Origin of the sequence: Actinoplanes sp. OR16, from assembly GCF_004001265.1 — a bacterium.
Classification (GTDB): Bacteria; Actinomycetota; Actinomycetes; order Mycobacteriales; family Micromonosporaceae; genus Actinoplanes.
Genome location: NZ_AP019371.1, coordinates 1809441 through 1830908, shown reverse-complemented (window position 1 = coordinate 1830908; position 21468 = coordinate 1809441). Strand labels below are relative to the sequence as shown.

General features: G+C 70.0%; 24 protein-coding genes. 17 read left to right on the top strand and 7 right to left on the bottom strand.

The window, feature by feature from the left end; genetic code table 11:
* Positions 1–265: 265 nt before the first annotated feature.
* From EP757_RS08515 to pstB, 6 genes are all read left to right on the top strand, one after another.
* Positions 266–982: a response regulator transcription factor gene (locus tag EP757_RS08515; protein ID WP_127543654.1), complete on the top strand. Its 717-nt coding sequence runs from the start codon at positions 266–268 to the stop codon at positions 980–982.
* Positions 983–992: 10 nt separating this feature from the next.
* Positions 993–1868: a mycothiol synthase gene (gene mshD, locus EP757_RS08510; protein ID WP_127543652.1), complete on the top strand. Its 876-nt coding sequence runs from the start codon at positions 993–995 to the stop codon at positions 1866–1868.
* A 611-nt stretch (positions 1869–2479) separates the two neighbouring features.
* Entirely contained in the window at positions 2480–3574 is a 1095-nt protein-coding gene (gene pstS, locus EP757_RS08505) for a phosphate ABC transporter substrate-binding protein PstS (RefSeq protein WP_127543650.1), read from the top strand.
* Between the two features lie 41 nt (positions 3575–3615).
* On the top strand, positions 3616–4689 hold the full coding sequence (gene pstC, locus EP757_RS08500; RefSeq protein WP_127543648.1) for a phosphate ABC transporter permease subunit PstC: 1074 nt from the start codon (positions 3616–3618) through the stop codon (positions 4687–4689).
* Positions 4686–5771, top strand: coding sequence for a phosphate ABC transporter permease PstA (gene pstA, locus EP757_RS08495; RefSeq protein ID WP_127543646.1), 1086 nt, complete (start codon positions 4686–4688; stop codon positions 5769–5771). Before pstC ends, pstA begins: the two co-directional genes overlap by 4 nt.
* A 13-nt stretch (positions 5772–5784) precedes the next feature.
* Complete coding sequence (pstB, locus tag EP757_RS08490; protein WP_127543644.1) at positions 5785–6561, top strand: phosphate ABC transporter ATP-binding protein PstB; 777 nt, start codon at positions 5785–5787, stop codon at positions 6559–6561.
* Between the two features lie 514 nt (positions 6562–7075).
* On the opposite strand, the gene EP757_RS08485 is transcribed toward pstB, so the two are convergent.
* Positions 7076–7849 (bottom strand): NUDIX hydrolase, encoded by a 774-nt coding sequence (locus EP757_RS08485; protein ID WP_127554139.1) that lies wholly within the window; start codon positions 7847–7849, stop codon positions 7076–7078.
* Between the two features lie 68 nt (positions 7850–7917).
* On the opposite strand from EP757_RS08485, the gene EP757_RS08480 reads away from it, so the two are divergent.
* Positions 7918–8901, top strand: a complete 984-nt coding sequence (locus EP757_RS08480) for a Gfo/Idh/MocA family protein (protein ID WP_127543642.1) — start codon at positions 7918–7920, stop codon at positions 8899–8901.
* Positions 8902–8929: 28 nt separating this feature from the next.
* Here the strand turns inward: EP757_RS08480 and EP757_RS08475 are convergent, their stop codons facing one another.
* The 3 genes from EP757_RS08475 to EP757_RS08465 all read right to left on the bottom strand — a co-directional run bounded on the left by EP757_RS08475 (position 8930) and on the right by EP757_RS08465 (position 11574).
* On the bottom strand, positions 8930–9934 hold the full coding sequence (locus EP757_RS08475; protein WP_127543640.1) for an inorganic phosphate transporter: 1005 nt from the start codon (positions 9932–9934) through the stop codon (positions 8930–8932).
* 3 nt (positions 9935–9937) lie between these two features.
* Positions 9938–10564 carry a DUF47 domain-containing protein gene (locus tag EP757_RS08470; protein ID WP_127543639.1) on the bottom strand — a complete coding sequence of 209 codons (627 nt, stop codon included), beginning with the start codon at positions 10562–10564 and terminating at the stop codon, positions 9938–9940.
* Positions 10565–10650: 86 nt separating this feature from the next.
* The gene (locus EP757_RS08465) at positions 10651–11574 is read right to left on the bottom strand and encodes a hypothetical protein (protein ID WP_232050421.1); all 924 of its coding nucleotides are present in this window, start codon (positions 11572–11574) and stop codon (positions 10651–10653) included.
* Positions 11575–11664: 90 nt separating this feature from the next.
* Between EP757_RS08465 and sigJ the strand changes: the two genes are divergently transcribed.
* Positions 11665–12549 (top strand): RNA polymerase sigma factor SigJ, encoded by an 885-nt coding sequence (gene sigJ, locus EP757_RS08460; RefSeq protein ID WP_127543638.1) that lies wholly within the window; start codon positions 11665–11667, stop codon positions 12547–12549.
* Here the strand turns inward: sigJ and EP757_RS08455 are convergent.
* Complete coding sequence (locus EP757_RS08455; RefSeq protein WP_127543637.1) at positions 12532–13038, bottom strand: DUF402 domain-containing protein; 507 nt, start codon at positions 13036–13038, stop codon at positions 12532–12534. The two genes, sigJ and EP757_RS08455, sit on opposite strands and share 18 nt — an antisense overlap.
* 155 nt (positions 13039–13193) lie before the next feature.
* Here EP757_RS08455 and EP757_RS08450 point away from each other — a divergent pair, with 155 nt between their 5' ends.
* The 3 genes from EP757_RS08450 to EP757_RS08440 are packed head-to-tail and all read left to right on the top strand — an operon-like array spanning position 13194 to position 16334.
* A complete protein-coding gene (locus EP757_RS08450) occupies positions 13194–15101 on the top strand; it encodes an ATP-dependent DNA helicase (protein ID WP_232050651.1) in 1908 nt (635 codons plus the stop codon).
* A 16-nt stretch (positions 15102–15117) separates the two neighbouring features.
* Entirely contained in the window at positions 15118–15531 is a 414-nt protein-coding gene (locus tag EP757_RS08445; protein WP_127543635.1) for an NUDIX domain-containing protein, read from the top strand.
* On the top strand, positions 15528–16334 hold the full coding sequence (locus EP757_RS08440) for a hypothetical protein (RefSeq protein WP_127543634.1): 807 nt from the start codon (positions 15528–15530) through the stop codon (positions 16332–16334). Before EP757_RS08445 ends, EP757_RS08440 begins: the two co-directional genes overlap by 4 nt.
* An 8-nt stretch (positions 16335–16342) precedes the next feature.
* Here the strand turns inward: EP757_RS08440 and EP757_RS08435 are convergent, their stop codons facing one another.
* Positions 16343–16717 (bottom strand): DsrE family protein, encoded by a 375-nt coding sequence (locus tag EP757_RS08435; protein ID WP_127543633.1) that lies wholly within the window; start codon positions 16715–16717, stop codon positions 16343–16345.
* A gap of 14 nt (positions 16718–16731) precedes the next feature.
* Here EP757_RS08435 and mtfM point away from each other — a divergent pair, with 14 nt between their 5' ends.
* Both mtfM and EP757_RS08430 read left to right on the top strand, forming a co-directional pair.
* Positions 16732–16836: a small membrane protein MtfM gene (mtfM, locus tag EP757_RS44600; protein WP_041830316.1), complete on the top strand. Its 105-nt coding sequence runs from the start codon at positions 16732–16734 to the stop codon at positions 16834–16836.
* Complete coding sequence (locus tag EP757_RS08430) at positions 16833–17432, top strand: FABP family protein (protein ID WP_127543632.1); 600 nt, start codon at positions 16833–16835, stop codon at positions 17430–17432. The genes mtfM and EP757_RS08430 overlap by 4 nt, the downstream gene beginning before the upstream one ends.
* Here EP757_RS08430 and EP757_RS08425 read toward each other — a convergent pair.
* Complete coding sequence (locus tag EP757_RS08425) at positions 17429–18166, bottom strand: aminotransferase class IV (RefSeq protein WP_127543631.1); 738 nt, start codon at positions 18164–18166, stop codon at positions 17429–17431. The two genes, EP757_RS08430 and EP757_RS08425, sit on opposite strands and share 4 nt — an antisense overlap.
* A 33-nt stretch (positions 18167–18199) precedes the next feature.
* Here EP757_RS08425 and EP757_RS08420 point away from each other — a divergent pair, with 33 nt between their 5' ends.
* The 4 genes from EP757_RS08420 to EP757_RS08405 are packed head-to-tail and all read left to right on the top strand — an operon-like array spanning position 18200 to position 21431.
* On the top strand, positions 18200–18622 hold the full coding sequence (locus tag EP757_RS08420; RefSeq protein ID WP_127543630.1) for a Fur family transcriptional regulator: 423 nt from the start codon (positions 18200–18202) through the stop codon (positions 18620–18622).
* Positions 18623–18633: 11 nt separating this feature from the next.
* On the top strand, positions 18634–19662 hold the full coding sequence (locus EP757_RS08415; RefSeq protein ID WP_127554138.1) for a folate-binding protein YgfZ: 1029 nt from the start codon (positions 18634–18636) through the stop codon (positions 19660–19662).
* Between the two features lie 30 nt (positions 19663–19692).
* Positions 19693–20526 (top strand): 3-keto-5-aminohexanoate cleavage protein, encoded by an 834-nt coding sequence (locus tag EP757_RS08410; RefSeq protein ID WP_127543629.1) that lies wholly within the window; start codon positions 19693–19695, stop codon positions 20524–20526.
* Entirely contained in the window at positions 20523–21431 is a 909-nt protein-coding gene (locus tag EP757_RS08405) for an asparaginase (protein ID WP_127543628.1), read from the top strand. Before EP757_RS08410 ends, EP757_RS08405 begins: the two co-directional genes overlap by 4 nt.
* The last annotated feature ends 37 nt before the right edge of the window (positions 21432–21468 follow it).

The window sequence follows — 21468 nt, the reverse complement described above, 5'->3', positions numbered from 1 at the left end:
CCAGACCGGCGACCCTGTTCTTGCTCGGGGATGTCAGGTAAAAGGCCGGTTACGAATCAGCCGTTCAGCCACCTTCGCGGCGTTTACTACATCACTTGCGAGCTTGACCTGGGTGCCTGCAGTGCTGTTTCGGTTAAGGTAATCGCAACCCACCCGTCGGTGACGCCGGGCCCTGTCTCTCCGGTCAGCTTGCGCGACCTCTCCGGTCGGCTTGCATGCCGGGTCACCCGAGCGGCCGTTCCGTGCCGCGAGGACGGAGGTGAGTGTGGAGATCCTTCTGCTGGTGACGGCACGTGCCGGTGAGCCTTCCGCCGTGCTGCCCGCCCTGGACCTTCTGCCCCACTCAGTACGCACCGCCCCCCGTGATGTGCGCACCCTGGTGTCCGGGCCGAGCCCCGACGCCGTTCTGGTCGACGCGCGTTCCGAGCTCTCCGAAGCACGTGCTACCTGCCGCATGCTGCACGCCACCGGCATCGGCGTCCCGCTGATCGCCGTGGTCACCGAGGCCGGCCTCATCGCGCTCAACGCCGACTGGGGTGTCGACGACGTCATCCTGGCCAGCGCGGGCCCGGCCGAGGTGGAGGCCCGCCTGCGGCTCTCCGTCGGCCGGATCACCAACGCGACCGCCGGCGCCGGCGGCTCGATCCGGGCCGGTGAGCTCAACATCGACCCCGACACCTACGCGGCGAAGCTCAAGGGCCGCCCGCTCGACCTCACCTACAAGGAGTTCGAGCTGCTGAAGTTCCTCGCCCAGCACCCGGGCCGGGTCTTCACCCGTGACCAGCTGCTGCGCGAGGTCTGGGGCTACGACTACTTCGGCGGTACCCGTACCGTCGACGTCCACGTCCGTCGCCTGCGAGCCAAGCTCGGCTCGGAATACGAGTCGATGATCGGCACGGTCCGCCAGGTGGGCTACAAGTTCGTGGTCCCGCCGAACGGCCGGCAGCTGCCGGACAACGAGTCCGTCTCGCTCCCGGTCTGAGTTCTCTGCGATGACTACGGTGCAGCCGGTCCGTGCTGGGGACCGGCTGTCCGCGTCCGAGGTGGACGACGTCCTGGCCCTGGCGGCGGCCGCCGGGGTGCTCGACGGCGTCTACCCGCTCTCCGAGGACGTCGTCCTCCGGGTCCGCCTCGGTGGCGGACTGCACCTTCTCTCCTACGCGGGCGATCGCCTCGCCGGTTATGCGTTCGTCTCCGACGGCTCCGGTGAACTCGTGGTCCACCCGCAGTTCCGCCGTCTCGGCCACGGCACCGCCCTCCTCGCCGCCGCCGGCTCCGGCCCGCTCGCCTTCTGGGCGCACGGCGACGACCCGGGCGCTGCCGCCTTCGCCTCCCGCAACGGCTTCGAGCGCGCCCGCGTCCTCTGGCAGATGCGCCGCTCCCTGCTCGAACCCCTGCCGTCCATCCCGTTCCCGGACGGCATCACGATCCGCGCCTTCCAACCCGGCGCCGACGAGCAGGCCTGGCTCGACATCAACGCGCGAGCCTTCGCCCACCACCCCGAACAGGGCAAGTGGACACTCGACGACCTCCTCGCCCGCGAGGCCGAACCCTGGTTCGACCCGGACGGTTTCCTCCTGGCCGTCACCGGCTCCGGTGACCTGGCCGGCTTCCACTGGACCAAGGTCCACCCGGCTTCGGGCGCCGAACCGGCCCTCGGCGAGATCTACGTACTCGGCGTCGACCCGTCCGGCCACCGCCGCGGCCTTGGAGCAGCCCTCAGCGTCGCCGGTTTGTCCCACTTGGCCGGCGCGGGCTTGACGGTCGCCAACCTCTATGTCGACGAGTCGAACGAGGGCGCCGTCAAGCTCTACCGAGGCCTCGGCTTCCAGGTCCACAAGACCGACATAAGTTACAAACGCCCCTAAAACCCTTTTTTGTACGGCGGACTGCCGTCCTCCCGGATCCGCGTGTTCCGATCCGCGTGTTCTGGCGGCAGGGTCGCGGTTTGTCGAGGCGCCTCAGCGGCGGGGATTCGCGGCCGGTGTCGGGTGGGCCGGGTTTCGGGCGATCGGGCAGCGCCGACCGTACTTCAGAGCGACAATTCGGGCACCGGCTCAACGCTGACGTTCGGCCGGCCGTCGGCGGGTGCCCGGCGGCGCGTCGTCGCGATGGGGGTGGGGACTTCTGAATGCGGTCGGGATGCGGCGCTCAACCCGTACAAAATCGATGCCCTTGAATAGGCACGCAGCGTTAACTGTGACCTGCGTCGCGTAGTCCTCGCAGCTAGTTGGTCACGGCGCGGACAAGGCGAAATCTCGCGCAGGTCACGACCGCCCTGAAATATCCGACATATCGGATGGCAAGCGCGCGGTTCACTTAACGGACAACTCCAGCTTCGTGGATGGCTACCTTCTGGGGTTTACCTGTTCACCCCCAGTTCATTTGCGACCGACTAACCGTTCTCTTGGCGCTCTTAGCTTTTCGAACGTGAGCCGGTGAGCGACGCCGGCAGCAGAAGAGAACCGAAGGGATCACCGTGAAGCTCCAGCGGTCCGGTTTCGTGGCCGGCATTGCTTTGACTGCGACGATCGCACTCACCGGGTGCGGCTCGGACAACGAGGCGCCGGCGGCGGACGGCGGCGCGTCTGCCGCTGCCGGCAGCTGCGTCAGCGGCAGCCTGACGGCGCAGGGCTCCACTGCCCAGAAGAACGCCATGGATGAGTGGATCAAGGCGTACCAGACCCAGTGTGCCGACTCCAAGGTCGACTACCAGGGCACCGGCTCGGGCGCGGGCATCGAGGCGTTCATCGCCGGCACCGCCGACTTCGCCGGTTCCGACTCCGCCCTGAAGGAGGACGAGCAGCCGCAGGCCGACGCCAAGTGCGTCGGTGGCAAGGCCCTCAACCTCCCGATGGTGATCGGCCCGATCGCCGTGGTCTACAACGTCCAGGGCGTCGACGGCCTGCAGCTGTCGTCCTCGACGATCGCCAAGATCTTCGCTGGCAAGATCACCAAGTGGAACGACGCCGCCATCGCGGCCGAGAACTCCGGCGCGACCCTCCCGGACGCGACCATCGAGACGGTCCACCGCTCGGACGAGTCGGGCACCACCGACAACTTCACCAAGTACCTGAGCAAGACCGCCGAGGCCGACTGGTCGTTCGGTAACGCCAAGGCGTGGAAGGCCCCGGGCGGCACCGGCGCGGCGAAGTCCGACGGTGTGGCCACCAAGGTCAAGAGCACCCCGAACACGATCTCCTACGTCGAGCTCTCGTTCGCCGAGAACAGCGACCTGCAGAAGGCGAAGATCAAGAACGGCGCCGGCGAGTACACCGAGCTGTCCGGTGAGAGCGCCGGCAAGACCTTCGAGAACGCGACCGTCAAGGGCACCGACGGCGACCTGGCTCTCGACCTCGACTACGCCACCACCACCCCGGGCGCGTACCCGATCGTGCTGGTGACCTACGAGATCGCCTGCAGCAAGGGCTCCCCGAAGGCCAAGGAGATCCAGTCCTTCCTGAAGTACACCTCCAGCACCGCCGGCCAGACGGCTCTCGCCGACCTGGGCTACGCGCCGCTGCCGGAGACCCTGCGGGCCAAGGTCGAGACCTCGGTCGCGGCGATCTCCTGACCTGATTCGTCAATCCCTCCGAGACGACAGCGAGCGCGCAGATGGGTGACATCCCCTCCCGCTCGGTGACCAACGCCACCGCCGGCGACCTGGGTGTGACTTCGCGTCACGCTCAGGGCGCCGGCTCTGGCGCGTCCCCGAGCAGCTACCAGGAGCCCCCGCTGGGTGGCGGCGGTGCCCTCCCGAAGAAGACCCGGTTCTCGATCGAGACAGGATTCCGTGGCCTGTCCACGGCCGCGGGTGCGATGGTGCTGGTCATCATCGTGGCCATCGCGGTCTTCCTGGTGTCGAAAGCGGTGCCGGCCCTGCAGGCCAACACCGCCAACTTCCTGACCGAGAAGACGTGGTTCCCGAACGACGCCGAGCCCGTCTTCGGTATCGCCGCGCTCGCCTTCGGCACCCTGCTCAGCTCGGTCATCGCGCTGATCATCGCGGTGCCGATCGCCCTGGCCATCGCGCTCTTCCTGTCGCACTACGCGCCCAAGCGGCTGGCCACGCCGCTGGGGTTCGTGATCGACCTGCTCGCGGCCGTGCCCAGTGTCGTCTTCGGTCTCTGGGGCCGGGACGTCCTGCAGCAGCCGGTCCGGGAGTTCTCGGTCTGGCTGAACCACTACTTCGGCTGGCTGCCGATCTTCGGTGGCGAAGGCCCATTCGGTCAGTCGATCATGCTGGGTGGCCTGGTGCTCGCCATCATGGTGCTGCCGATCGTCACCTCCCTCTCCCGCGAGGTCTTCCAGCAGACGCCGGGGATGAACGAGGAGGCCGCGCTGGCTCTGGGCGCGACTCGCTGGGAGATGATCCGCACGGCGGTTCTGCCGTACGGAAAGCCCGGTGTCATCGCCGCGGTGATGCTCGGCCTCGGCCGTGCGCTCGGCGAGACCATCGCCCTGGCGCTGACCCTCGGCATCACGTTCAACATCTCGTTCAACCTGATCCAGAACGGCGGTAACTCCATCGCCGCCAACATCGCGAACACCTTCGGCGAGGCGAACGCCACCGGTCGTGGCGCTCTGATCGCCTCCGGTCTGGTGCTCTTCGCGATCACGCTGGTGGTCAACATGACGGCGCGGGCGATCATCTACCGCCGTCGCGAGTTCCGGGACAGTGCCGCATGAGCCTTCTAGAGCGTGAAGCCGCCGGCGTCGTCATGACGCCGGACAACATCCGCACCAAGCAGCTCCCGATCGGCGTCAACATCGGTGTCGCCGTCGCCGCGATCCTCCTCTCGGCCGCGGTGGTGCTGGGCACCGGCATCGGCAACTGGGTCCTGGTCGCGGTGATCGCCGTCGCCCTGTACCTGGTCGGCCTCTACTTCGCGGCGAGCCGGGTCGAGGGCAAGCGGTCGGCGAAGAACCGCACCATGAAGTCGCTGATCTACGCGGCCTGTGTGCTCGCGGTGCTGCCCCTGGCGAGCGTGGTGTGGACGCTGGTGTCGAAGGGCGCCGAGCGTCTCGACGCCAACTTCTTCGGCACCTCGATGAACAACATCAGCGCCCGGGACCCGGAGGGTGGCGCGTACCACGCCATCATCGGCACCCTGGAGCAGGTCGGCATCGCGACCCTGATCGCCGTGCCGCTCGGCGTGCTCGGCGCGATCTACCTGGTGGAGTACGGCCGGGGCCGGTTCGCGAACACCGTCCGCTTCTTCGTGGACGTCATGACCGGTATCCCGTCGATCGTCGCGGGTCTGTTCATCCTCTCCTTCTGGGTGCTGATCGTCAGCCCGTGGTTCAACGACGGCAACCCGCGCTTCTCCGGTTTCGCGGCCTCGCTGGCGCTGACCGTGCTGATGCTCCCGACGATCGTCCGGTCGACCGAGGAGATGCTGCGGCTCGTGCCGGGTCCGCTGCGCGAGGGTTCGTACGCGCTCGGCGTCCCGCAGTGGAAGACGATCCTCAAGGTCGTCCTCCCGACCGCCCTGCCCGGCATCGTCACCGGTGTCATGCTGGCCATCGCCCGTGCCGCCGGTGAGACCGCTCCGGTCCTGCTGGTCGCGGGTGGCGCCGCAGCGATCAACTTCGACCCGTTCGCGGGTAACCAGCAGTCACTGGCGCTCTTCGTGTACCAGCAGGCGGGCGACGCCTCCCGGTACGCACCGGCCCGCGCCTGGACAGCCGCGCTCACCCTGGTGGCGCTGGTGCTGATCCTCACCATCGCCGCCAAGCTGCTCGCCCGTCGCAACAAGCTGTCCCGTTAAGAGGTGTCATCCCATGGCTAAGCGCATCGAGGCGAGCAACGTCTCCTCCTACTACGGCTCCTTCAAGGCGATCGACAGCGTGTCGATGGCCGTCGAGCCGAAGACGATCACCGCTCTGATCGGCCCGTCCGGCTGCGGCAAGTCGACCTTCCTCCGGTCGATCAACCGCATGCACGAGGTGCTGCCGAACGCCCGCATCGAGGGCCGGCTCACCATCGACGACCAGAACATCTACGACGCGGACGTCGACGTGACGGCCGTCCGTCGCATGATCGGCATGGTCTTCCAGCGGCCGAACCCGTTCCCGACCATGTCGATCTACGAGAACGCGGTCGCCGGCCTCAAGCTGAACGGCGTCAAGAAGAAGGCCGTCCTCGACGAGGCGGCCGAGAAGTCGCTGCGCTCCGCGAACCTCTGGGACGAGGTCAAGGACCGCCTCGACCGGCCCGGCGCCGGCCTCTCCGGCGGCCAGCAGCAGCGCCTCTGCATCGCCCGCACGATCGCCGTCGAGCCGCAGGTCGTCCTCATGGACGAGCCCTGCTCCGCCCTCGACCCGATCTCCACGCTGGCGATCGAGGACCTGATGTTCAAGCTGAAGGACCGCTTCACGATCATCATCGTGACCCACAACATGCAGCAGGCGGCCCGCGTCAGCGACAAGACCGGCTTCTTCTCGATCGACAAGACGGGCGACCCCGGCCGCCTGATCGAGTACGACGACACCCAGAAGATCTTCTCGAACCCCTCGCAGAAGAAGACCGAGGACTACATCACCGGCCGCTTCGGCTAGGCCGAGTTCCACCCAGGAATGCCGGCTCCGCACACACCAGTTGCGCGGGGCCGTTTTCTTTTTCATGTACGAGTTAGCACACAGTCCCTCCCCTCGCGGCGACTGACGTCCATTCCTCTGGCGCCTGCGACCGCCGGCTCCGGCACACCGTCCCGCCTACCAACCGCTCCAGGCAGCAACGCCGCAAAGTCGCCGGGTCGGGGCCGTGGGCGCACGCAAAGTGGCCGGGTCGGAGCGGTGGGCGCTCGCAGAGTCGTCGGGTGGGGGCGGTGGGCGCACGCGGAGTCGTTTTGCGTGCGTTCACCGCCCTTATGGGGGCTGTCAGCGCTCGCGCATTGGTTGTGTGTGCGTTCACCGGCTCGCGGGCGGTGGGCGCACGCAGAGTCGTCGGCTCGCGGGCGGTGGGCGCACGCAGAGTCGTCGGGTCGGGGCGGTGGGCGCACGCGGAGTCGTCGGGTGGGGCGGTGGGCGCACGCAACGTTGGCGCACACGCAGAGGGGCCGGGCGGGTGCGGTCAGGAGAATTCGAAATGGGCGCTTCCGTCGGGTGTGAGGGTGATTCGGGGCTGGACCGGGGTGGCTGCGTCCTGATGCGCCGAGGCTGCCACCACGTCGGCTATCGAGGGGTGGGCGGCCAACTGGTTCAGGGTGTGTCTCGTCGGTGGGAGCATCGGCAGGCTGGACGTCTCCGATGGGGCGACCCAGGCGGTCTTGTCGGCCTCGCCTGAGACGTTCCGGGTCGACTGCGATTCGGGTAGCAGCGCCGCGAAGAACCAGGTGTCGAACCGCCGGGGCTCGAAGTCCGGGGTTATCCAGCGGGACCAGGGCAGCAGCAGGTCGTCGCGCAGGCGCAGGCCGCGGCGGGTCAGGAGGTCGGTCATCGTGAGGTCGCGGCGCTGCACGGCGTCCCGGTCGGCCTCCCAGTCGGCGCCGTCGGAGGCTGCCACCGTACGGTCGGGTTCGCCGATCGGGCCGGCCAGCAGGACGCCGGTCTCCTCGAACAGTTCGCGGGCCGCGGCGCCGACGATCGCATGAGCCTGCTCGGGCGGGACACCGAGGCGGTCCGGCCAGTCGGTGCGGATCGTGGAAGGGCGGTCGGCCGGATCCACCCCGCCGCCGGGGAAGGCGTAGACCCCGCCGAAGACCATCGTGGTGGAGCGCCTCAGGACGTACACCTGGAAAGCGGAACCGGAGGGCCGCAGAAGGACCACCGTGGCCGCCGGCCGGGCCGGTGCGGGCGGACCGGTGAACCGGCGTGCCCGCTCGAGCATCGCGGGCGGGAGAACCATGGGAGGGATCGAGTCGGTCACCGGTCGATCCTGCCACCGGGAGCAGTTCGGGCGATACGGTATCGATCATGAGTGGACAGAAGGTGCGCTGGGGCATTCTCGGCCCCGGCGGGATCGCCAGCACATTCGCCGCCGACCTGCCCCTGGTGGAGGGGGCCGAGCTGGCCGCCGTCGGATCGCGCTCGAAGGCCACGGCGGAGGCGTTCGCCGAACGGCACGGTTTCGCCAGGGCGCACGGGTCGTACGCGGAATTGGCCGCCGACGACGGGGTGGACATCGTCTATGTGGCCACGCCGCACGCCTTCCACCTGGAAGCCGCGATGCTCTGTGTCGAAGCGGGCAAGGCGGTGCTGGTCGAGAAGCCGATCACGCTGGACCTGGAGGGCGCGGCCCAGCTGGTGCAGGCCGCCCGGGCCAAGGGCGTCTTCCTCATGGAGGCCATGTGGATGCGCTGCAACCCGGCCATCCGCAAGATCGCTGAGCTGGTCGAAGGAGGCACGATCGGCTGGGTGAGCGCGATCCACGCCGACTTCGGCCTGCAGGGGCCGTTCGCCGCGTCGCACCGGCTCCGGGACCCGCAGCTGGGCGGTGGAGCGCTGCTGGACCTCGGCGTCTACCCGATCCATCTGGTGCATCTGCTGCTCGGCACCCCGGCGACCGCGCACGCCTGGGCGCACCTCACGCCGGAGCGGGTGGACGAGAACACCGGTGTGCTGCTCGGCTACGAGGCCGGTGCGGTCGCCGCGCTGACCTGCAGCATCAACGGCGCCAGCCGGAACGCCGCGTCGATCACCGGTACGGACGGCCGGATCGATCTGCCGCCCGGCTTCTTCGTGCCGCGCTCGTTCGTGCTGACCCGGCCGAACCACGCGCCGGAGACGTTCGACTTCCCGTTCGAGGGCAGCGGCTACCAGTTCGAGGCGGCCGAGGCGCAGCGCTGCTTCCTCGCCGGCGAACTGGAGAGCCCGCTGGTCACGCACACGACGACGCTCGAGGTGATGGGGCTGCTCGACGCCTTGCGCGAGGAGATCGGCGTCTTCTACCCGAGCTGATCGGAAGCCGGGCTGATCGGAAGCCGGTTCAGAACAGCGGGCGCACGATCACGTAGATCAGGCAGGCGATCAGGGCGGCGGCCGGGAACGTGGTGACCCAGGCGATCACGATGTTCCCGGCCACGTTCCACCGCACCGCGCTGAGCCGCTTCGTCGCGCCGACACCCATGATCGCGGAGGTGATCGTGTGGGTGGTCGAGATCGGCGCGTGCAGGACCTGGGCGTTGAAGAACAGGACCGAGCTGGCGACGGTCTCGGCGGCGAAACCCTCCGCCGGTCCCAGGTCGATGATCTTCCGGCCGAGAGTCCGGATGATCCGCCAGCCGCCCGCGTAGGTGCCGGCCGCGAGCATCGTGGCCGACGCCCAGTACACCCATTCGGGGATGTGTGTCGGGGAGCTCTGGTACCCGCCGGTGTAGAGGGCCAGCACCACGATGCCCATCGTCTTGGCGGCGTCCTGCATGCCGTGCCCGACCGACATCGCGGCCGCGGAGAACGTCTGGGCGAGCCGGAAGCCGCGGTTCAGCTTCCCGGGGTGTCCACGACGGAAGATCCACATGATCGCGACCATCATGAGGAAGCCGAGGATCAGGCCGACCACCGGGGACAGGACCATCGGGATGAGGACCTTGTTCACGATGTTGCCCCACTGTACCGAGCCGAACGACGCGAGCATGGTGGCGCCGACCAGGCCGCCGAAGAGCGCGTGCGACGAGCTGGACGGCAGGCCGAAGTACCAGGTGATCAGGTTCCAGGTGATCGCGCCGAGCACGCCGGCGAACACGACGCCGAGGCTCTCCACCCCGACCGGCAGCGTGACCAGTCCTTCGCCGACGGTCTTGGCGACCTCACCGCCGAGGTGCGCGCCGACGAAGTTGCCGACCGCTGCCATGGCGAGGGCGACCCGGGGCGTGAGGGCCCGGGTGCTGACGCTCGTGGCGATCGCGTTGGCGGCGTCGTGGAAGCCGTTGGTGTAGTCGAAGGCCATCGCGGCGAGGATGACCGCCACGACGGCTATGAGCTCGGGATCCAAGATCTAGGACTCCTTGACCGCGATGGTCTCGACGGTGTTCGCCACGTGCTCGAACGCGTCACAGGCGGCCTCGAGCTCGTCGACGACCTCCTTCATCTTGAGCACGGTCAGCGCGTCGTATTCACCGGAGAAGAGGCGGACGAGCAGCATCCGGTACGCCCGGTCGCCGTCGTTCTCCAGCCGGTTGATCTCGATCCAGTACTCCTCGAGGCCCTTCATCGAGCGCAGCCGCGGCATCGCCTCAGCGGTGATCTTCGCCTGCTGGTCGAGGACCGTGACGAGCTCGTGCATCTCCCGGGGCAGCGACGGCAGGTCGGTGAGCCCGTAGAGGTAGAGCAGGTTGCCCGCCGCCTCCAGGTGGTCCATCACGTCGTCGAGCTGCGAGCCCAGCGAGTAGATGTCCTCCCGGTCGAACGGTGTGATGAACGTCGAGTTGATCTTCTTGTACAGCTCGTGGGTGATCGAGTCGCTGTCGTGCTCCACGTCGCTGAGCCGGTCCGCCACCGACTGCACGTCCACACCGGGCAGCGCGAGCTCGTTGAGCAGCTCGGTGCCCTTCACCAGGTTGGACGCCGCCTTGGTGAAGAGGTCGTAAAAGGCGCCCTCGACGGGACGGAATGAAAACTTCACGGCGTGGACCCTCTATCGACGGCTTTTTGTTGGATCTCCGTTGGGCATGCTATCGGTCCACGCAGGTTGCCTCGTGAAACAGCCCTTCAAACCAGAGGGCGGGGAGATGGCCGGCGCGCCACCCGGGCCGGCGGCGCCGGACGGGAGGTGACCGTCACCGGATGCCGGCGCAGATGCCGGGCCAGTCCGCTGAGGTCGCTGTCGGCGATCGCGTCGACGCCGGCGGCGCCCAGTTCGCTCCAGATCGCCGCGCGGGCCCGGCGGGACCCCTCGGGCAGCCCGGAGATCCGGACGGCGCGTCCGTCGTCGTGAGCGGCCCTCACGAGGGCATGCAGCTGATGCCGTTCCTCGGCGGTGATCGGGTCGCGGCCGTCCCAGCCGAACCGGCGGCTCCACGCTTCGCTGATCGTCGGCACGAGGCCGGGCGGCGCGGACCGGGAGCCCAGGTCGTCGAAGGTGCCGTCGGCGAAGGCGTACCGGTCGCGCTGGGCGGCGAGCAGTTCGCGGACGTCGACGATGCCGGTCACCGTCACGGTCACCACGCTCGGCGCGAGCACGCCGTCCCGGCACCGGGTCAGCAGGCTGCCGTGGTCGCGGAGCTGCTGGTCGAGCATCCGGTAGGCGCGGAGCAGCGTCTCGGCGTCCCGGCTCGGCCCGCCGAACTGGACGACCAGGCGGAACGGCTCGCGCTGGTCCCGGAAGAGCCGCCCGGAGCCGGCCTGGGCCCGGGTGAAGAGCGGCGCGAGGACGAGCCGGCGCAGGGTGCGTCCGGGCTGCGGGGCGCCGGGGCCGAGGAAGAGCTCGCCGTGCGGACCGGGCACCACCGGCACCGTCATCCCGGTCAGCCGCAGCCGGATGACGCCGGGCAGCGGATCGGTGTCGGTCTCACGGATCAGCGCGTGGCCGCTCGGGATGCTGGTGCGGTTCCGGCGGAGCACCGCGACCGAGACGGCGCCGCCCGCGCCGGCGAGCCCGGCCAGGCTGCCCGCGATTGTGGCTGCGTCCCTCACGAGGTCACCATTCCGATACGTACGATTTGCCGGTTTCTACTGTGGCATAGGTGCTATCCGCAGCCGGTGATCTCGCGCAGAATTCCTCCTATGCCGTCCGGGAACGCCACCGAGTTCGAGGCCCAGCGCGCGTACCTCACCGCGGTCGCCTACCGGATGCTCGGCAACCGGTCGGAGGCCGAGGACGCGGCGCAGGAGGCCTGGCTGCGCTACGCGCAGCAGACCGGGGAGATCAGGGACGTCAGGGGCTGGCTCACGACGGTCACCGCGCGCATCTGCCTGGATCAGCTCAATTCCGCCCGGGTACGCCGGGCCGCCTACCCGGGACAGTGGCTGCCCGCGTACGTGGTGGATCCCGACGCCGGCCCGGCCGAGCTGGCCGAGCGGGCCGACCAGATCAGCGTGGCCCTGCTCGTGGTGCTCGAACGGCTGACTCCCGAGCAGCGGGTCGCGCTGGTGCTGCACGACGCGTTCGCGGTGCCGTTCGAAGAGGTCGCGACGGTTCTCGACACCACGCCGGCGGCGGCCCGGCAGCACGCCAGCCGGGCCCGCAGGGCGGTGGCCGACGGCGGGATCAAGCACACCGCGGGGGTGGCTGAGCAGCGCCGGGTGCTGAACGCGTTCCTGATCGCGGCGCAGAGCGGTGACGTGGTGGCGCTCGCCGCGGTGCTGGCGCCCGAGGTGGTGGCGATCAGCGACGGCGGCGGACTGGTGCGGACCGCCCTCAACGTGGTCGGCGGCGCCGACAAGGTGGCCCGCTTCTACGCCGGGCTGCTCGGCCGCAAGCTGGCCGGGGTCACCGACATCAAGGTCGATCCGGTGCTGGTCGGCGGCAGCGCCGGGATGCTGCTGCGCGGGACGCGGCCGGACGGTCAGCGGCTGCTCGCGGTGCTCACCGTCGCGGTCGACGAGGGCCGGATCACCGGCCTGTTCAACCAGCAGAACCCGGAGAAGCTGTTACTGGGTGACCTCTGAGAGGTGCTTGCGGTAGTGCGTGGCGAACGGCTCGGTGCCGTCGCCGAGCGCCACGATCAGCTGCTTCGCCGCGGCCTGGGCGTTCGTGACGACGTCCTCCGGGTAGCCGAACGCCTTCCGGTGGTCCTCGAACTCGTCCTCGTCGCGGAGCTCCACCAGGCCGGTCTCGCGGCGCCGCACCGCGTCCAGGTCGAGGTCGATGATGTGCACCGTGTCACCCTCCCAGCGCGCCGGAGTGGTGACGTCGCAGTAGACCTCACTCGTCCGTGGGGGCGGGTTGAACATCCCGGTCCACCACGCGTAGTGGGGGATGAGCAGCACGAACGGGATCTGTTCCACCGATGGCCGACCGTGGTAGACCGACGGTGTCCCGCGGGGCACGCCGACCCAGATGCCCAGGTCGTCCTCGGCCAGGCGGCGGGCCGGGTAGTCACGATGAGCCGATCCGTCGTACTTCGTGTAGATGACCCGGACCATCTCGCTCGGCATGAGGTGCACCCTAGCGGTGGTCCGGTTATGTCGGTGGTGGCGGGTACGGTTCCTCCGTGCCCGCAGCTACCCGAAAAAAGGCGACCGCAGAGCAGCTTCTCGCCGCGGCGGTCGGCGCCGTGCCCGGCGGGAGCACCCGCCCCGGTCAGCAGGCCATGGTCGAGGCGATCGACAAGGCCGTCAAGGACAAACGGCATCTGCTCGTCCAGGCCGGCACGGGCACCGGCAAGAGCCTCGGATACCTGACACCCGCGCTGCTGGTGGACGGGCCGGTGGTCGTCTCGACGGCGACTCTGGCCCTGCAGAACCAGCTGGTGGAGCACGACCTGCCCCGGCTGGCCGCCGCCGTCGAGCCGGTCCTCGGCCGCAAGCCCAGCTTCGCCGTGCTGAAAGGGCGCCACCACTACCTCTGCGCTGCCAAGCTCGAGCACGCCGACGAGGACGCGCCGGTCGACACCCTGTTCGACGACGCCCCCGCGCCCCGGGCCGGTCAGTGGCTCGGCGAGGCGGGCAAGCTCGGCAAGCAGATCCTGCGGATCCGGTCCTGGGCCGCGAAGACCGAGACCGGCGACCGCGACGAGCTCGACCCCGGCGTCGACGACACCGCGTGGAAACAGGTGTCGATGCCGGCGCGCGACTGCGTCGGGGCGGGCCGGTGTCCCTACGGGGCCGAGTGCTTCGCCGAGGCGTCCCGGGTGCGGGCCCGCGAGGCCGACATCGTGGTGACCAACCACAGCCTGCTCGCCGTCGACATGCTCGCCGAGCACCAGATCGTCCCGCCGCACAAGCTGCTCGTCGTCGACGAGGCGCACGAGCTGGCCGAGCGGGTCTCGTCGGCCGCGCAGGCCGAGCTCACCCCCGAGGCGATCGAGCGGGCCGGCCGCCGCGCCCGCACGATGGTCCCGCCGTCCGCGGCCGAGCAGCTCGCCGCGGCGGCCGACGCGCTCACCGTCGGCCTGGCCGAGACGCCGGCCGGCCGGATCACCAGCGGTCTGCCCGAGCAACTGCGGATGGCGCTCACCCTGCTCGAGTCGGCGGCCCGGGCCGGGCTCAGCGCGATCGGCGAGGTCAAGTCCGACGACTCCGACCCGGTCGGCAAACAGCAGGCCAAGGCCGTGCTCGACGAGCTGTTCACGACCGCGCAGCGCCTCCTTGAGGAGGACGACTTCGACGTGGCCTGGGTGGAGAAATCCGAGCTGGGCAGCGGCCGCCGCGCTCTCGTGGTGGCACCGCTCTCGGTCGCCGGGACGCTCGGGCAGAGTCTCTACAACGACCGCACGGTGGTGGTGACATCGGCCACGCTGACGCTCGGCGGCCGGTTCGACACGGTCGCCCGGTCGCTCGGCCTGCCCGCCGCGACGCCCGGGCCGGAGGGTGAGCCGGCTTCCGGCGAGGGCTGGACCTCGCTCGACGTGGGTTCCCCGTTCGACTACCCGAAGCAGGGCATCCTCTACGTGGCCTCGCACCTGCCCCGGCCCGCCCAGTCCGGCCTCCCGGACGCGGCCGGCGAGGAGCTGCTCAAGCTGGTCGAGGCGCTCGGCGGCCGGACCCTCGGGCTCTTCTCCTCACGCAAGGCGGCGACGCAGGCCGCCGAGCTGCTGCGCGCCAAGACCGACCTGCCGATCCTGCTGCAGGGCGACGAGACGCTGCCGATCCTGGTCCGCAAGTTCCGGGAGCAGAAGGAGAGTTGCCTCTTCGGGGTGATGTCGCTCTGGCAGGGCGTCGACGTGCCGGGCGACTCCTGTCAGCTCGTGGTGATCGACAGGCTGCCGTTCCCGCGCCCCGACGAGCCGCTCGCCGCCGCCCGCTCGGCCGCCGTCGACGCGAACGGCGGCTCCGGCTTCTCCTCGGTGAGCGTGCCGATCGCGGCGGTCCGGCTCGCCCAGGGCGTCGGCCGGTTGATCCGGTCGAGCGGCGACAAGGGCGTCGTGGCGGTGCTCGACTCGCGGCTGGAGACGGCTCGTGGCTACGGCGCCTTCCTGCGCAAGTCGCTGCCCCCGTTCTGGTACACGACCAGGTCCGACGTGGCGCTCGGCGCCCTCAACAGGCTGGCCCAGAGCTGATCGGAGAAATGGGCTGATGATCAAGAGAGTCGCCTGCACCTTCCTGGTCGATCGCAGTGGTGCGCTGCTGCTTCAGCTGCGCGACGACAAGGCGCCCTACTACCCGGACGTGTGGGGGCTGCCGGGCGGCGAGATCGAGCCGGGGGAGACACCGGAGCAGGGCGCGGCCCGCGAGCTGCTCGAGGAGTCCGCCCTGGTCGCGGACGGCCCGCTGCGCCTCTTCGCCCGGCAGGACCTGCCCGAGCAGCAGCGGGAGAAGCACTACTACTACGGCGTGACCGGCGCGACCCAGGCCGACGTGGTGCTCGGCGAGGGCGCCGCGATGGTCTTCGTGCCGGCCGGCGAGGTGCTGGGCCGGCCGTTCACCCCGGGCAGCGCCGAGATCATCGAGCGCTTCCTCGCATCCCCGGAGTACGAGTCACTGAGATGAGACGACGACGGCTGTGGATCGCCGCGGGAGTGACCGCGTGGGTTGCGGTGCTGCTCGGGATGGGTCTCTGGTCGGTGCGCGAGGACCCGCCGACCGTTCCGGAGCAGCGCGACATCGCCGCTGCCGTCCCCGAGGTGCAGCGTGCGTCGGGTGCCCTGATCGCGGCGGCCGCCGACGACCGCTGGGCGCTGCGTCTCGGTGAGATGAGGTTCGCCGAATGTTCGATCACTCCGGCGCGACCGGGGTCGGTGGCGACCAGGGACCTGACCGTCTACGTTCCGGAGGGTGATGCCCGTGCCGCGCTGGACGGCATCGCCGCTGGTCTGCCCGCCGATTACCGCGCTTCGGTGATGGCGCTGCGCGGCGGGACGCGGCTCTCGCTCTACGCCGACGCGGGAGCGTTCATCGCGATCGACGCCGAGGCGCTGTCGGTCGATCAGATTCTGACGGTACGGGTGGACTCCGGCTGCCGCCCGTCCTCGGCGACGAGCGGGGCGTCCGATCCGCCGGCGGGCCCGGCGCCGGCCGTGTTCGCGGAGACGCTCACCGCGCTCGGGGCCGCCCCGGCCACCACCCCGCTGACGCGAGCGGTGACCTGCCCGGAGGGCATGTCGGCGACGACCTGGGTGGCCGATGTCCCGCCGGTCGATCCCGATGACGGTCCCCGGGGCGTGCCGGGCGGGACGACCCCGGTGTGGTCGGACGCGGCCGGTTGGGCGTACCGGGCAGGATCTGAATCAATCGTGGTCACGACCGGGAGCGAAAGCACTCAGGTGAGCGTGACCACCGACTGCGCTCAATAGACGAGGGCTCAATAGACGAGGGCTTGGGCGCCTTCGGACATGATCTCCTCGACGAAGACCGCCGCTCCGGCGATGCGGATGCCGGGGATGACGTCGTCGGGGCCGATGCCGCGGCGGGCCGCACACTGCGTGCAGAGCGTCACCCGGCCGGCCGCGAGGATCGCTTCGAGCAGGTCGGGGAGCGGCGCGGCGTGCGGTAGCTCGAACTCGGCGGCCCGGCCGGGCAGGGCGAACCACGCGGACTCCCCGGTCAGCCAGAGCGAGACGTCCACCCCGGAGGCGACGGCCGTGCTCGCCACGGTGAAGGCCTGTGAGCAGCGCTCGGCCCCGTCGGTGCCGGAGGTGGCCTTGACGACCAGCAAACGTGCCATACCGGCCAGCATAAGATGGGCGCGTCATGGTTACGGAGATCGGGTTCGTGAGCCTGCTGGTGGCTGCCTTGGGCGCGCTGGCGGGCGGTTTCGGTTATCTAGCAGTTCGTATTTCGAGGGGGCGTTGGTGAGCACCGAGCAGGAGAACCCGCTGGGACCACCGCCGTGGCTCAATGCGCCGCCGGTCGAGCGGTACCCCTATGAGGACACCCACGACCTGCGGTCGGGTCCCGACCTGAACCCGGCACTGCTCGGCCTGCTGCCGTTCGTCGGGCTGTGGCGGGGCCGTGGACAGGGTGGATTCCCGGCGGAGGAGGACTACAACTTCGCCCAGGAGATCCGGATCAGTCACGACGGGCGTGACTTCCTGCGCTACGAATCGCGGGCGTGGCTGCTCGACGACGACTCGAAGCCGATCGGCCAGGCTCTCACCGAGTCCGGCTTCTGGCGGCCGGTCCTGATCGACGGCCGGCCCGGCGACGAGATGGAAGCCACGATGATCCGCCCGGACGGGGTGGCCGAGCTCTACATGGGCAAGGCCGCGACGACCCGGCTGGAGATGGGCACCGACGCGGTGGCGTACACGCCGTCCGGCCTGCACGTGACCGGCGGCCACCGGCTGTTCGGGATCGTCGAGGGCGCGCTGCTCTACGCCCACGAGATCTCGATCGACAACAGTGGGCTGCAGCCGCACATGTCGGCCCGGCTGCTGCGCATCGGCGGCTAGTACCCCAGCAGTTCGAGCAGGCGGGGCGTCCACGGCGATCGGCCGCGGGCGACCCCGTCCAGCTCGGTCACCTCGGCGAGGCCACGCAGCGAGGACGCCAGCCAGATCGCGTCGGCGGCGGCCAGGTCGGGCAGGGTGATCATTCGTTCCGCCGCTGTCAGGCCCGCCTCGCCGGCCGCCGAGAGCAGGTGCGCGGCGGTGATCCCGGCGAGGATCCCGGCCTCGGCCGGCGGGACGGTCGCCAGCACCCCGTCGGTGAGCCACACCACCGACGAAGTGGGCGCTTCCAGCACGTACCCCCGGCTCGAAAGCCAGACCACCTCCTCGGCGCCATGCCGCGCCGCCCAGCGCCGGGCCGCGAAATTGCTCGCGTAGGAGAGCGACTTGGCTTCGCGGATCGACCATGGGGGTGGGTCGTCCAGTCGCGCGCTGATCGCCCGGATGCCGTCATGGCGTTCTCCCAGCACGGCTGCGGGGATCGTGGAGACTGTCACGCTGACGGTTCGGTTGCGGGTGTAGACGATGCGAAGTACGCCCGACATTTCCGAAATTTCGGATATGGCGGTGCGGATCTTGGAGATCGGTGGCGGCGGCATCTCCAGGATCTCGGCGGATCGCCGCAACCGCGCCAGGTGCTCCTCCAGCAGCCACGGACCCGCCGGCCGAAGATGGATGGTCTCGAAGACACCGTCTCCGAGGAGGTCGCCGGGAGACACCAGGATCCGCTCGGTCACAGCTGTCGAACGTAGCGAACTATGCTCGACAGCGTGTCCGCCACATCGCTAGCCGCCATGCTGCGTGAGCGTGGTCTGCGGCTCACCCCGCAGCGTCAGCTGATCTTGGAAGCGGTGCACGAACTCGGTCACGCGACACCGGAGTCCGTGCACAACGCGGTTCGCGAGCGCGCGGCCGGCGTCAACATCACCACGGTCTACCGGACTCTGGAGCTTCTCGAGGAGCTCGGTCTGGTGAACCACACCCATCTGTCGCACGGCTCCCCGACGTACCACGCGGCCGGCGAGGATCAGCACGTCCACCTGGTCTGCCGGGCCTGCGGCTCGATCGCCGAGGTCGATCCCGCGGTGATGCTGCCGGTGACCGACCGGCTGCGGGACGAGCGCGATTTCCGGGTCGACGTGGGTCACGTGTCCCTGTTCGGGGTCTGCGGCGACTGCAAGGAGAACGAGTAGTGACCGTCGTGATGGTCGAGGACCTCGACCCGCAATCCGCCGATGCCGGTGTTCCGGCCCACTTCGGCGACCCGATGCGTGAGCAGCGCCTGCTGGAGACCGCCGCCGGCCTGGTCGACCGGTCGAACCGTGACGTGATCGCGGTGCCGGGCGAGGAGCGCGCCGGCTGGCTGCACACGCTGACGACCCAGCATCTGTCGGACCTGTCGGCGAATCAGGGCAGCGAACTTCTGGTGCTGTCGCCCAACGGGCACGTCGAGCAGCACGCCTTCATCACCGAGGACGGCACGACCGCCTGGCTCGACACCGAGCCGGGAGCGGGCGCCGGCCTGCTGAAATACCTTGAGATGATGCGCTTCTTCACCAAGGTGGAGCCGCGCGACGCGTCGTCCGAGCTGGCGGTCCTCTCGCTGGTCGGGCCGGGCGCGGCCGATCTCTTCCCCGATCTGGCGGCGCCGCGGGTGGGTGAGGTGCCGGGTCCGAAGTTCGCCGCCGGGTCGGTGCCTCCCGAGCCGACGAGCCTCTATGCCGTGCGCGAATTCGAGGGCGGCCTGGCACGGCGCGTGCCCCTGGGCGTGGACCTCCTGGTGCCGCGTGCCGCCAAGACGTCGATCATCGAGAAGCTGGGTGTGCCGCAGGCGGGGCTCTGGGCCTACGAGGCGATCCGGGTGGCCGCCCGGACGCCGCGGCTGGGCTGGGAGACCGACCACCGGACGATCCCGCCGGAGGCCGGGCTGCTGGCTACCGGTGTTCACCTGGACAAGGGCTGTTACCGCGGCCAGGAGACGGTCGCCCGCGTGCACCACCTGGGTAAGCCTCCGCGCCGCCTGGTGCTGCTGCACTTCGATGGCGTCGCCTCCGACCACCCGCCGGCCAAGGGCACCCCGGTCGAGCTGGACGGGCGCGCCGTCGGGTTCGTCGGCACCGCGGTCCGGCACCACGAGCTGGGGCTGGTCGCGCTGGCGGTGCTGAAGCGCAACGTGGCCGACGACGCCCGTCTCACCGTGGGGGAGTCGGCCGCGGCCATAGACCCGGCTTAGATCCGGCATCGACCTGGCAGGATGAGCCGCATGACCGGGACCTTGATCACCGTCGCCCCGACCGGCGCGGAGAGCAGCAAGGCGGACGTGCCGGCTCTGCCAGTGACCCTGGATGAGCTCGTGACGACCGCGAAGGAATGTGAGGCGCTCGGCGCCTCGATCGTCCACGTGCACATCCGGGACGACGACGCCCGGCCCTCCCTCGATCAGGGCCGGCTGCGGGCGACCGTCGAGGCGCTGCGCGAGTCCACCGGGCTGATCGTGCAGCTCTCCTCGGGCGGCGCGGTGACCGACCCGGAGGCCGCCCGGCTCGCGGTGCTCGACGCCGGACCGGAGATGGCCTCCTGCACGATGGGCACCGTCAACTTCGGCGACGGCGTCTTCATGAACCGGTGGGAGTTCATCGTCGACCTGCACACCCGCATGCAGGAGCGCGGCGTCGTGCCGGAGTACGAGATCTTCGACCTGGGCCAGCTCACCTCGCTGCAGCGGCTGCTCGGCGAGTACGGCCTGCCGTCCGGCGGCCACGTCCACGTCGACCTGGTGATGGGCGTCCCGGGCGGGATGCCGGGCACCGCTGCCGCCCTGGTCGCCTGCGAGCAGGTGATCCGCGACCTGCCGGCCGGAACCACCTTCTCGGCCACCGGCATCGGCCGCAGCACCCTGCCGGTGATGCTGGCGTCGCTCGCGGCCGGTGGTCACCTCCGGGTCGGGATGGAGGACACCCTGACGTACGCGAAGGGCCGTCCCGTCGAGTCGAACATGCAGCTCGTGGCCCGTGCCGTCGGTTTCGCCCAGCTGGCGCAGCGCCCGCCGCTGACCCCGGCCCAGGCCCGTGACCTGCTCGGAGTGCCCCAGCCGTGATCGTCGCTGAAGTAGTCAGGTCCGGCTTCGTCGAGAGCGTCCACCACGGGGTCGTCGCGCTGACCACCGGTGACGGCATCGGCGAGGTGGCGAGCCCGTTCTTCCCGCGCTCCTCCAACAAGCCGCTCCAGACCGTCGGCCTGCTGACCTCCGGTCTCACGCCGCGCGAGGAGGCCGACCTCTCCCTGATGAGCGGCAGTCACGACGGCGAGAAGTTCCACGTGGAACGGGTTCGGGCGATCCTCGACGCCGTCGGGCTGACGCCTGACGCGCTGCGCTGCCCGGCCGACCTGCCGCTGGGAGAGACCCCGCGCAACGCCTGGCTGCGCGGTGGAGGCGAAGCCGAGCCGATCCTGATGAACTGCTCCGGCAAGCACGCCGGGATGCTCGCCACCTGCGTGGTCAACGGCTGGGCGCTCGATTCGTACCTGGAGATCGATCATCCGTTGCAGAAGGCCCTCGCCGACGCGGTGAGCCGGCTGGCCGCCGAGCCGATCGCGGCGCTCGGTGTGGACGGCTGCGGCGCGCCGATCTTCGCGGTGTCGCCGCTCGGTCTGGCGCGGGCGTTCCAGCGGCTGGTCGAGGCCGAGCCGGGCACGCCGGAGCGGCGGGTCGCCGACGCGATGCGGGAGCACCCGGCGCTCGTCGCGGGTACCGGCACCGAGGACACGGTCCTGATGAACGCGATGCCCGGTCTGCTGGTCAAGAAGGGCGCCGACGGGGTCGCGGCGGCCGCGATGCCCGGCGCCGGGGCGGTCGCTCTGAAGATCTCGGACGGCGCGACGCGGGCGCGGGTGCCGGTGCTGCTGTCCGCGCTGCGCAAGCTCGGCGTGGAGACTCCGGAGCTGCACGAGGTCGTGCTCGGCGGCGGACGTCCGGTCGGCGAGGTTCGCGCGGTTTGGTGAATGGCGCGGTGACTCGGTTCACGCTAGCTGTTGCAAG